9 protein-coding genes are annotated in these 12,077 nt (G+C 67.7%); 4 read left to right on the forward strand and 5 right to left on the reverse strand.

Translation table 11 applies throughout. The annotated features are described in order from the left end of the window. Positions 1-4: 4 nt before the first annotated feature. Entirely contained in the window at positions 5-2,833 is a 2,829-nt protein-coding gene (locus EDC25_RS10630; RefSeq protein WP_123522380.1) for a serine/threonine-protein kinase, read from the forward strand. A gap of 71 nt (positions 2,834-2,904) precedes the next feature. Here EDC25_RS10630 and EDC25_RS10635 read toward each other — a convergent pair whose 3' ends face one another. Further along, positions 2,905-3,546 (reverse strand): thymidine kinase, encoded by a 642-nt coding sequence (locus EDC25_RS10635; protein ID WP_123522379.1) that lies wholly within the window; start codon positions 3,544-3,546, stop codon positions 2,905-2,907. Between the two features lie 135 nt (positions 3,547-3,681). After that, positions 3,682-5,736, reverse strand: a complete 2,055-nt coding sequence (locus tag EDC25_RS10640; RefSeq protein WP_123522378.1) for a sodium-translocating pyrophosphatase — start codon at positions 5,734-5,736, stop codon at positions 3,682-3,684. Between the two features lie 174 nt (positions 5,737-5,910). Between EDC25_RS10640 and EDC25_RS10645 the strand changes: the two genes are divergently transcribed. Next, positions 5,911-6,372 carry a DUF2059 domain-containing protein gene (locus tag EDC25_RS10645; RefSeq protein WP_164484071.1) on the forward strand — a complete coding sequence of 154 codons (462 nt, stop codon included), beginning with the start codon at positions 5,911-5,913 and terminating at the stop codon, positions 6,370-6,372. A 72-nt stretch (positions 6,373-6,444) separates the two neighbouring features. After that, positions 6,445-7,392: a glutathione S-transferase family protein gene (locus tag EDC25_RS10650; protein ID WP_123522376.1), complete on the forward strand. Its 948-nt coding sequence runs from the start codon at positions 6,445-6,447 to the stop codon at positions 7,390-7,392. Between the two features lie 280 nt (positions 7,393-7,672). Here EDC25_RS10650 and EDC25_RS10655 read toward each other — a convergent pair whose 3' ends face one another. Further along, positions 7,673-9,181: a catalase gene (locus EDC25_RS10655; protein WP_132577496.1), complete on the reverse strand. Its 1,509-nt coding sequence runs from the start codon at positions 9,179-9,181 to the stop codon at positions 7,673-7,675. A 57-nt stretch (positions 9,182-9,238) separates the two neighbouring features. Further along, complete coding sequence (gene trhO, locus EDC25_RS10660) at positions 9,239-10,219, reverse strand: oxygen-dependent tRNA uridine(34) hydroxylase TrhO (RefSeq protein ID WP_123522375.1); 981 nt, start codon at positions 10,217-10,219, stop codon at positions 9,239-9,241. A gap of 220 nt (positions 10,220-10,439) precedes the next feature. Here trhO and EDC25_RS10665 point away from each other — a divergent pair, with 220 nt between their 5' ends. Then, positions 10,440-11,012, forward strand: a complete 573-nt coding sequence (locus EDC25_RS10665) for an NADPH-dependent FMN reductase (RefSeq protein WP_123522374.1) — start codon at positions 10,440-10,442, stop codon at positions 11,010-11,012. Positions 11,013-11,083: 71 nt separating this feature from the next. Here EDC25_RS10665 and EDC25_RS10670 read toward each other — a convergent pair whose 3' ends face one another. After that, positions 11,084-12,076, reverse strand: coding sequence for a calcium/sodium antiporter (locus tag EDC25_RS10670; protein WP_123522373.1), 993 nt, complete (start codon positions 12,074-12,076; stop codon positions 11,084-11,086). Position 12,077: the final 1 nt, after the last annotated feature.

A 12,077-nucleotide genomic window follows, 5' to 3' on the forward strand; every position in this document is an offset into this window, starting at 1 on the left:
CGCGGTGCGCGACTTCATCCAGCAGCGCTGGGCGGAACTGTCGCCACTGCTCGACGACGCGCTCGACATGCCGGAAAAACTTCGCGATCCGTGGCTGCAGAGCCTCGACCTCGAGCCGGCCATGCGCGAGGCGCTGGCGCAGCTGATCGTCGACTCGACGCGTCCCGGCCTGCTGGACGCCGGCAGCACCCGCATCGCGCGCGTGCTGGTCGACAACGATGACGACGTGGCGGACGAGGACAGGGAGATGCTCGCCGACTGGTGCGGGCGCCTGTTGGGACCGTTCCGGCTGATCCGGATGATCGGCCAGGGTGGCATGGCCAGCGTGTTCCTGGCCGAGCGCGAAGGCGGCGATTTCGCACAGCAGGTCGCCGTGAAGGTCCTGCGCCACGGCATGCTCGACCGCTTCGAGCAGCAGCGCTTCCTGCGCGAACGGCAGATCCTCGCCCGCCTGGAGCATCCGCGCATCGCCCGGCTGATCGACGGCGGTGTCACCCGCGAAGGCGTGCCCTGGTTCGCCATGGAGTACGTCGAAGGCGTGCCGATCACGGAGTACTGCGATCGCGGGCGTCTGCCCGTGGAAGCGCGCCTTGGCTTGTTCCAGCAGGTCTGCGACGCCGTCGCGCACGCGCACCGCGCGCTGGTCGTGCATCGCGACCTGAAGCCGTCGAACATCCTGGTGTCCAGCGACGGCAAGCTGAAGCTGCTGGACTTCGGCATCGCGCGCCTGATCGAACATCCGGACGGGCGCAGCGCGCACACCGTCACGGAGACGTCGCGGCGCAGGCTGACGCCGGCCTATGCCGCACCCGAGCAGTGGCGCGGCGAGGCGACGACGACCGCGACCGATGTCTATGCGCTCGGCGTGCTGCTGCACGAGATGCTGGTCGGCGTGAAACCGGAGCGCCGCGACGACGACACCTTGCGGCTGCCATCGGCGGTGCTGCGCAGTCGCGAACATGCCGAGGCGCTGGCCCAGCGGCGGCGGTTGTCGCTGCCACAGCTGCGCCGACGCCTCAGCGGCGACATCGACATGATCCTGCGCCAGGCGCTGCATGCGCAGCCGCAGCGGCGCTATTCCTCGGTGGCCGCATTCGCCGAGGACATCGACCGCCACCTCGACAACCGCCCGGTGCGTGCGCGACCGGATTCGTTCTGGTACCGCAGCGAGCGCTTCCTGCTGCGCCACCGCATCAGCGTGGTCGCCGCGGTTCTGGTCCTGGCCAGCCTGGCCGCCGGCATCTGGGCGACGTGGCGGCAATCGCAGCAGACCGGCGAGGCGGCGCGACAGGCGCAGACGCAGGCGCTGCGGGCGGAAAGCGTCAAGCTCTTCCTGCTGGACCTGCTGCGCGGCGCCGCGCCCAACCAGGCCCAGGGCCGTGAAGTCACCGCCGTGGAACTCCTGGATCGCGGCGAGCGCCAGCTGCTGGAGGGCCTGGCCGACGAACCGGCCCTGCGCGCCGAACTGCTGCTGACGCTGGCCGGCGTGCAGCGCGAGCTCGGCCGGTACGACCGCGCCACGGTGCTGCTCGAACAGGCCGCTGCGATCGAAGGCGTGGACCCGGTCGTCCATGCCCTGGAAACCGGTCGCGTCGCCCACGCCGAAGGACGCTTCGACGATGCCGAGCAGGTCCTGCGTCCGGCGCTGGCCCGCATCGCCAATGACCGCGATGACGTCGCCGCCGACGTGCGCATCGTGCTCGCGCAGGTGCTGGCCGACCGCAACCGCAAGGACGAAGCCGGTGCACTGGTGCGCGAGGCCGTGGCGATCGCGCAGCAGGCCACCGGCAGCGAGCTGCAGCAGGCCGAAGCACTGGCCGCGCTGGCGCGCATCGAATACGCACGCGGCGAACTGGACAGCGCGGAAACAGCGATGACACAGGCGCTTGCCATCCAGCGCGGACGCCTTGGCGAGCACCACACCGACGTCGCGCGCAATCGCAACGATCTCGGCGTGATCCAGCTGCAGCGCGGCAACCTCGATGCCGCGGCGGAGAACCTCGCCGCCGCGCTCGATACACGGCGGCAGCTGCTTGGACCGCGCCATGTCGACATCGCCTCCAGCCTGACCAACCTGGGTGGCGTGCATCGCCGCCGCGGCCAGGTCGACATCGCGGAGCGCTACCTGGCGGAATCGCACGAGATGCTGTCGGCGCTGTTTCCCGACGGCCATCCAGAGCGCGCCACGGCCAGCAACACGCTCGCGGTCCTGGCGCTGGAACGGGGTGCCGCCGATCTGGCGCTGGCGCGCATGGAACAGGCGGTTGCGGAAGCACGCGCCGCCTACGGGCCGTCGCATCCGACCGTGGCGACGCTGCTGGGCAACTATGCCTCCATGCTGCGCCAGGGCGGCCAGCTGGAGCGTGCCGAAACCGTGCAGCGCGAAAGCCTGGTCCTGCTGCGCACGGCACTGGGCGAAAAGCACCACCTCTACGCGGTCGGCCTGAGCGGACTGGCCTTCATCGAACTGGAGCAGGGTCGTCTTGAGCCTGCACAGCGCGGCTTCGAGGAAGCGGCCGCGACGATCTCCGCGACACTGGGCGAGACCCATCCTGACCTGGCCGCGGTGGAGACCGGACTGGCGGAAGTGGAACTGGCGCGAGGTCGCTTCGCACAGGCCCTCGCGCATGCCCGCAAGGCCGACGGGATCGCCGCAGCCGCGTTCCCGGCCGGACATCCGCGCATCCGGCGCGGCCGGCTGGTACTGGCCCAGGCCCTGGCGCGGTCCGGTGACTGCGCGCAGGCACGCGCGCTGCATGCCGGGCTCGCCGACCGGGCATCGCCGGCCGAGCAGCCGCGGCTTTCAGATGTGGCCACCCACTGTCCGCGCTAGGGTCGGCGCCGGTCGAACGGGCCATCGCCGCCAGCGCGGCCACGGTCGCGGTCGCGCGGCTGCGAAGTGGATCAGGGCTGCGACAGCGGCAGGTCGATCGGCAACTGTGGCTGGCTGGCCGGGACACGGCTTTCGCCACGGGTCAGGCGTTTGAATTCGGCGCGGCTCACGGACACGTAACGTTCGTTGCCACCGATCTCGACCTGCGCGCCCTCGGTCATCGCGCGGCCACTGTCGTCCACGCGCACCACCATGGTCGCCTTGCTGCCGCTGTGGCAGATCGTCTTGATCTCACTGAGCTCGTCCGCCCATGCGAGCAGGTGGGCACTGCCTGGGAACAGGTCGCCGCGGAAATCGGTGCGCAGCCCGTAGGCGAGCACGGGAATGCGCAGGGCATCGACGACCTCGGTCAACTGCCAGACCTGGTCGCGGTTGAGGAACTGTGACTCGTCCACCAGCACGCAATGCAGCTCGCCGTGCTGCTCGATGTCTGCGCGCACCAGCGCCAGCAGGTCGTCGTCGGCACCGAAGGCCAGCGCCTGTGCCTTCAGGCCGATGCGTGAGCTGACCGTGCCGATACCGGCGCGGTCGTCCAGACGCGGCGTCAGGATCAGCGTGCGCATGCCGCGCTCGCGATAGTTGTAGGCGCTCTGCAGCAGCGTCGTGCTCTTGCCGGCGTTCATCGCCGAATAATAGAAATACAGCTTGGCCATGCCGCCAGTATACGGGGCCGCCTGTACCCTTCCGCACGCGGCATGACTTGGGGATGGCCAGGGCCGCCACTGACTGCCCGGAAAAGAAAACCCCGGCACACGGCCGGGGTTTCCGGTGCGGCTGACGCGCGGCCGTTACAGCAGCGGCACCAGCAGCAGGGCGACGATGTTGGTGACCTTGATCAGCGGGTTCACCGCCGGGCCGGCGGTGTCCTTGTACGGGTCACCGACGGTGTCGCCGGTCACCGCGGCCTTGTGGGCTTCACTGCCCTTGCCGCCGTGGTGGCCTTCCTCGATGTACTTCTTGGCGTTGTCCCAGGCGCCGCCACCCGTGCACATGGAGATGGCGACGAACAGGCCGGTGACGATGGTGCCGATCAGCAGGCCGCCGAGCGCGGCCGGTCCCAGCAGCAGGCCGACCAGCACCGGGATCACCAGCGGCAGCAGCGAAGGCACGATCATTTCCTTGATCGCCGCCTTGGTCAGCAGGTCCACGGCCTTGTCGTATTCCGGCTTGCCGGTCCCTTCCATGATGCCCTTGATGCTGCGGAACTGGCGGCGCACTTCCTCGACCACCGCGCCGGCGGCACGCCCCACGGCCTGCATCGCCATGGCGCCGAACAGGTAGGGAATCAGGCCGCCGATCAACAGGCCGATGATCACGTCCGGACGGTCGATGCGGAAATCCACCGCGGTGCCGGCCGAGTTGAGCTTGTGCGCGTAGTCGGCGAACAGCACCAGCGCAGCCAGGCCGGCCGAGCCGATGGCATAGCCCTTGGTGACCGCCTTGGTGGTATTGCCGACGGCGTCGAGCGCGTCGGTGGTGTCGCGGATCTCCGGCGGCAGCCCGCTCATCTCGGCGATGCCGCCGGCGTTGTCGGTGATCGGGCCGTAGGCGTCCAGCGCCACGATCATGCCGGCCATCGACAGCATGGCGGTGGCCGCGATGGCAATGCCGTAGAGGCCGTTGACGTAGCTGGTTTCGCCGCCGGCGAGCTGGAAGCAGCCCCAGATCGAGGCGACCACGGCGATCACCGGTGCCGCCGTGGACTTCATCGACACCGCAAGGCCGGCGATCACGTTGGTGCCGTGGCCGGTCACCGAAGCGCGGGCGACATCCTGCACCGGTTTGTACTCGGTCGCGGTGTAGTACTCGGTGATGATGACCAGCGCGGCCGTCAGCACCAGGCCGATGATGGCGCAGTAGAACAGGGGCATCGCCAGCGCGACCGGGAACATCTCGCGGGCGATGAAGAAGAACGCGATCGCCGCCAGCACGCCGGAGACGGCCAGGCCGCGGTAGAGCGCGTTCATGATCTTGCCGCCCGGCTTGACCTTCACGAAGAAGGTGCCGATCACCGAGGCGATGATCGCGGCCGCACCGAGCACCAGCGGGAAGATCACGCCGGCCCAGCCGAAGGTCGCGAAGGCGATGCCGGCGATCAGCATCGAGGCGATGATGGTCACCGCGTAGGTTTCGAACAGGTCGGCGGCCATGCCGGCGCAGTCGCCCACGTTGTCGCCGACGTTGTCGGCGATCACTGCCGGATTGCGCGGATCGTCTTCGGGGATGCCGGCTTCCACCTTGCCGACCAGGTCGGCACCGACGTCGGCACCCTTGGTGAAGATGCCGCCGCCCAGGCGCGCGAAGATCGAGATCAGCGAGGAACCGAAGGCCAGGCCGATCATCGGCTGCAGCGCCGATTCGACGGCATGGGCGTCACGGCCGCCACCGATCACGAACAGGAAATAACCGGCGACGCCGAGCAGACCCAGTCCCACGACCAGCAGGCCGGTGACGGCACCGCCGCGGAAGCTGACCGCCAGTGCCTCGTTGAGGCCGACCGTCGCCGCCTGCGTCGTGCGGACGTTCGCGCGCACCGAGACGAACATGCCGATGAAACCGGCAAGGCCGGAAAGAATGGCGCCGACCGCGAAGCCGATGGCCGTCGTCCATCCCAGCTGCGGAACGAACCCGATGAGCAGGAACAGCACGACGCCGACGATGCCGATGGTCGTGTACTGCCGTCGCAGGTAGGCGCTGGCACCTTCCTGGATCGCACCGGCGATCGCCTGCATGCGTTCATTGCCGGCGTTCTGCCTGAGGATCCATTGCGCCGAGAAAATGCCGTAGATAATGGCCAGTCCGGCACACCCGAGCGCCAGCCAGATCGCGTATTGCTCCAACATGTGGGTCTTTCCTCCCTGGGGTTCGACAACTTGGAATGCGAAGCCGCGCGCCAGTATAGCCATAGGGCGGAGCGGAGATGGTGACGTCTGCTGCAGCCGGAAATGCCGGGTTTTCCGGGCTTTTTCTTGCTGCATTGCAGTACGATGCTTTCACCTGCACACGGAGCCTCCGACATGAAGACCCTGCTCAACCTGCTGCTTGTCCTCTCTTCCGCAGTCAACTTCGCGCTGCCCGCGCGCGCGGCCGACGACGTCACACTGCAGGCCGCCGAGGCACTGCTGGAGTCGGTCAACCTCGAGCAGCTGCTGGCCGAGTCCATCGACACCGTGCTGTCCGCGCAGGTCCAGCAGGAGCCCATGCTGCGCCAGCACGAGGAAGGCATGCGCCGCTTCCTGCGCAAGCACATGAGCTATGCCAGCCTGAAACCGGACCTCGTGCGCATCTACGCCGAAGCCTTCACCGCTGATGAACTGCGTGAGCTGACCGCGTTCTACCGTACGCCGCTGGGCATCAAGACGGTGAGCCTGATGCCGCGACTGATGCAGCAGGGCGGTGAGCTGGGCATGCAGCGCGTGCAGGAGAACCTGCACGAGCTGGAGGCGATGATCGCCGAAAGCGCCAACGCCGCCGAGTGATCCGGCCGCGGCCACAGCGTCCGGCCCATGGCGTTACCCTGTGTGCAGTGAACTGCACGGGAGTGGAACGCCATGGGTGTACTTGTCGACGGTCAATGGCACGACAGCTGGTACGACACCGCCGGTGACGGTCGCTTCAAGCGCGAAGATGCGGCGTTCCGCGACTGGCTGAGTGCCGATGGCGGTCCCGGCCCGGACGGTCAGCGTGGACACCGTGCCGAGGCCGGACGCTACCGCCTCTATGTCAGTCTCGCCTGTCCCTGGGCACACCGCACGCTGATCGTGCGCGCCCTGAAGGGCCTGGAAGACTTGCTGCCGGTGTCGGTGGTGCACTGGCGCATGCTGGAGAATGGCTGGACCTTCGAGGAAGGACCCGGTGTCACCCCGGACCCGGTCATGGGCGCGCGTTTTCTGCACCAGCTGTACACCCGCGCCCGCCCCGGCATGAACGGGCGCGTCACTGTGCCGATGCTCTGGGACCAGGCGACGGACAGCATTGTCAGCAACGAATCCTCGGAGCTGATCCGCATGTTCAACAGCGCCTATGACGCGCTGGGCGCACGGCCGGGCGATTTCTGTCCCGAATCGCTGCGCGTGCAGATCGATGCCGTCAACGGGCGCGTCTACGACGCGGTCAACAACGGCGTCTATCGTGCCGGGTTCGCGACCACCCAGGATGCCTATGAAGAGGCGGTGCGGCCGTTGTTCTCTACCCTGGACTGGCTGGACGGTGAGCTGGCGCAGCGGTCATGGCTGGTTGGCGACCGGCTCACCGAGGCCGACATCCGGCTGTTCACCACCCTGGTGCGCTTCGACGCGGTGTATCACGGCCATTTCAAGTGCAACCTGCGGCGCATTGCCGACTACCCCGGGCTGCGTGCCTTCGTCGCACGCATGATGGCCATTCCCGGCATCGCCGCCACAGTGAACTTCGACCACATCAAGCGCCACTATTACGAGAGCCACCGCGGCATCAATCCGACCGGCATCGTCCCGCTGGGCCCGCTGCAGCCGTACTGACCCGCCTGTAGCGGCCTGGCGGCCGCAGCGGGCAGCAAGCTACCCGCCTACAGGAGCGCGGAGATGCCGACGATGCGACGGCGCTGGCCGCTCTTCGCTCTTGTAGGTGCATAGATTGCTGCGCACGCTCTCTGGTCGGGGGTTGCGGTGGATTTGGCAGCGGCCTGGCGGCCGCAGCGGGCAGCAAGCTACCCGCCTACAAGAGCGCGGCGACGGTGTGGGCAGGCGTGGAGGGTTGCTCCACGCCTGCCGTGCATGCCGATTGTGCCCGTTGCGGGTTTCAGTCGGTGGCGGGCGAGGGGTCTTCCGCGGCGCCGGCCCGCAGGCGCTGCAGGGCGGCGGCGACGCCGGCGCCGTAGGCCGGATCGGCCCGCGTGCAATTGTCGATATGCCGCTGCTTGATGAAGTCCGGTGCGTCGCCCAGGTTGCGGGCAGTGTTGTCGCACAGCACCTGCTGCTGCGCCGGCGTCATCAGGCGGAACAGGTCGCCGGGCTGCTTGTAGTAGTTGTCGTCGTCATCGCGGTAGTTCCACCAGTCGGCGTCGCCATTGATCTTCAGTGGCGGCTCGCGGTACTGCGGTTGCTCCTGCCACTGGTTGAAGCTGTTGGGCTCGTAGTGCGGCAGGCTGCCGTAGTTCCCATCCATGCGGCCGGCACCATCGCGATGGTTGCTGTTGACCGGGCAGCGCGCGGCGTTGACCGGGATCTGGTGGTAGTTCACGCCCAGCCGGTAGCGCTGCGCGTCGGCGTAGTTGAACAGGCGTGCCTGCAGCATCTTGTCCGGCGACACGCTGATGCCCGGCACCAGGTTTGAAGGCGCGAAGGCGCTCTGCTCGACGTCGGCGAAGAAGTTCTCCGGATTGCGGTTGAGCTCGAACTCGCCGACCTCGATCAGCGGGTAGTCGCCCTTCGGCCACACCTTGGTCAGGTCGAAGGGGTGGTAGGGCACCTTTTCGGCATCGGTTTCCGGCATCACCTGGATGTACATCTTCCAGCGCGGGAAGTCGCCGCGCTCGATGGCGTCGTAGAGGTCGCGCTGGTGGCTCTCGCGGTCGTTGCCGATCAGCTCGGCCGCTTCGGCATCGGTCAGGTTCCTGATGCCCTGCTGGGTGCGGAAGTGGAATTTCACCCAGAAGCGCTCGCCCTGTTCATTCCAGAAGCTGTAGGTGTGCGAGCCAAAGCCGTGCATGTGCCGATAGCTGGCAGGAATGCCGCGGTCGCTCATGACGATGGTGATCTGGTGCAGCGCTTCCGGCAGCAGGCTCCACCAGTCCCAGTTGTTGGTGGCCGAGCGCAGGTTGGTGCGCGGGTCGCGCTTGACCGCCTTGTTGAGGTCGGGGAACTTGCGCGGGTCGCGGATGAAGAACACGGGGGTGTTGTTGCCCACCATGTCCCAGTTGCCTTCCTCGGTGTAGAACTTCAGCGCGAAGCCGCGGATGTCGCGCTCGGCATCGGCGGCGCCGCGTTCGCCGGCGACGGTGGTGAAGCGGGCGAACATCTCGGTCTTCTTGCCCACTTGCGAGAAGATCGCCGCGCGCGTGTACTTCGTGATGTCATGGGTGACGGTGAAGGTGCCGAAGGCGCCGGAGCCCTTGGCGTGCATGCGCCGCTCCGGGATCACCTCGCGCACGAAGTTGGCCAGCTTCTCGTGCAGCCACACGTCCTGAGAGAGCAGCGGGCCCCGCGGGCCGGCGGTGAGGCTGTTCTGATTGTCCGGCACCGGGGCGCCGAACTGGGTGGTCAGATGGGTGACCGGGCATTTCGGACCGTTGTCGGTGGGCTTGCTCATGGCTGGCTCCTCTGGCGAAGGGTGTAGCAGACAGACTAGTGGCTGGTGACAACGGCGTTAAATCGATTGTTCGACCTGATCCGATAGCTTTTTGCTATCGGTCGGGCTGGAACGTGTTTCCCCGGCCAGGCGCGCGCCGACATGGCGCTGGCCGCGGCTCGCCGCCAGTGCGACCTGGCGCTGGCGTTCGGCCAGGCTGGCGCGGCGACCGGGGTCCAGGGTGTGGTGACAGCGCGCGCAGGCGATGCCTTCCTCGTACAGCGGCGAGGCACGGTCGTCCGCTGCCAGCGGATGCCGGCAGGACCGGCACAGCGTGTGCGGGCCCTGCGTCAGGCCATGACCGACCGAAACCCGCTCATCGAAGACGAAGCATTCGCCCTGCCAGCGGTTGTCCTGCGCCGGCACGGTTTCCAGGTATTTCAGGATGCCGCCGCGCAGGTGGTAGACCTCGTCGAAGCCGTGCAGGCGCAGCAACGCGGTGGACTTCTCGCAGCGGATGCCGCCGGTGCAGAACATGGCGATCTTCCTGCCGCGCAGTTCAGGATGTTGCTCGACCCAGGCGGGCAACTCGCTGAAGCTGCGTGTGCCCGGGTTCAGCGCACCGGGAAAGCTGCCGATGGCCACTTCGTAATCATTGCGGGTGTCGACCAGCACGACTTCCGGATCGTCGATCAGCGCATTCCAGTCGCCGGGGTCGACGTAGGTGCCGGCGTTGCCGGCGACATCGACGGGCACGCCGAGACTGACGATCTCGCGCTTCAAGCGCACCTTCATGCGATGGAACGGCGTGCGGCCGGCGGGTGACTCCTTGTGTTCCATGGCCGCCAGACGCGGATCGGTACGCAGCCAGTCGAGCACCGCGCGCACCGCGTCCGGCGCCCCTGCGATGGTGCCGTTGACGCCCTCGGCGGCAAGCAGGATGGTGCCGGTGACGGCGCGTTGCGCGCACAGCGCCTGCAGCGGCGCCCGCTTGTCGGCGTAATCGGGCAGGGTGGCGAAGTGGTAAAAGGCGGCGGCGATGGCGGCGGTGCAGTTCATGGTGCTGATACTACCGCGACGCCGTGCCGGCAGACTCGTGGCGGCGGGCATCGCCGGGAGCCGGCACGGTGCCTGAACGTCCATGCCACCGACTGGCGTGACGGGTCTATGATCGACAGCAATCGACGCGCGCCGTGCACCGCGGGGCACTGTGCCGTCCATGCACGCCGGGGGTCCGATACCGCGGACGATGCCTTCCCACCAAGCCTGGAGAACCACCATGAAAACCTACAACGTCGGTTACCTGATCGGCAGCCTGGCCACGGAGTCGATCAACCGCAAGCTCGCACACGCCCTGTTCAAGCTGGCACCGGAGCAGCTCCGGTTCAAGGAAATCTCCTACGCCGAACTGCCGCCCTACAGCTATGACTTCGACGCCGATTACCCGGAGGTCGGGCGCAACTTCAAGAAGGCGATCGAATCCTCCGATGCGCTGCTGATCGTCACCCCGGAATACAACCGCTCCATTCCAGGAGCGCTGAAGAACGCCATCGACTGGGCCAGCCGTCCCTGGGGCACCAACTCCTTCAAGCACATTCCCTCGGGCGTGATCGGCACCTCGCCGGGCGCCATCGGCACCGCGGTCGGGCAGCAGCACCTGCGCAGCATCCTGGGTTTCCTCAACTCACCGCAGATGAACTCGCCGGAGGCCTATATCCAGTTCAAGGACGGTTTCCTCAACGAGGCCGGCGAGATCGCCGACGCCGGCACCGCCAAGTTCCTCAAGGGTTACCTGGAGGAGTTCCATCAGTTCATTGCCCGCGTTCTGACGGTGCTGCCGCGCGGCGCCTGAGGTAGCGGGCGGGGCGCTGGCGCGGCGACGATCACCGCGCCCGGTCGCGCCTGGCCACATCCCGCGGTGGCTCAGGTGCGCACGACCAGCAGGTAGGCCATGTAGGACAGGTAACCGATCAGCAACGCCAGGCCTTCGAGGCGGCCGACGCGGCGGCCGCTGACGAATACCGGGATGCACACCAGCGCGGCGAGCACCATTACCGGGATGTCTACGCGCAACAGCTGCGAATCGATCGACAGGCCGGACGGCACCGAGAACACGGTGATGCCCAGGATGACCAGGATGTTGAGCACGCAGCTGCCGAGCAGGTTGCCGATGGCGATGTCGCGTTCCTGGCGCAGTGTCGACACCACGGTGGTGGCCAGTTCCGGCGACGAGGTCCCCAGCGCGACAATGGTCAGGCCGATCACCGCTTCGGGTACGCCGAACTGGCGGGCGATGGCGCTGGCGCCTTCGACCAGCCATTCGGCACCGATGACGACAATGGCGATGCCGCCGAGCAGCCACATCAGGTCGTTGAGCAGGGCGTAGCGTCCGCGCGCCTCGGGCAGGGTGCCGGCCAGCGCCTCGGCGCCGTATTCGGCCTCGAACTCGGCCTGCACGGCGCGGCTTTCATGGCGCGAGGTCTGCACCAGGACCGTCAGGTAGGTCGCACCCATCACCAGCATCACCAGTCCTTCGCTGCGGCTGAGCTGCAGGTCCCAGGCCATCACCAGCAGGACCAGTGCGGCGCAGGTCATCATCGGCAGGTCGAAGCGCAGGCTCTGCATCTGGATCGCCAGCGGCAGCAGCAGCGCGCTCAGGCCCAGTGTCAGCAGCAAGTTCATGATGTTGGCGCCGACGATGTTGCCGACCGCCAGCGAGCCGTCGCCGTCGGCCGCCGACCACAGGCCGACAGCCAGCTCGGGCATGCTGGTGCCCAGCGCCACCACGGTCAGGCCGATCAGCACCGGGCGAATGCCAAGGCGCGCCGCCAGGCGGGTGCCGCCGCGGGTCAGCAATTCGGCGCCGGCGATCAGCGCCGCCAGCCCGGTCAGCAACCAGAACAGGTGCGTGAGCAAC

Source organism: Pseudofulvimonas gallinarii (genome assembly GCF_004343305.1).
GTDB classification, from domain to species: domain Bacteria; phylum Pseudomonadota; class Gammaproteobacteria; order Xanthomonadales; family UBA2363; genus Pseudofulvimonas; species Pseudofulvimonas gallinarii.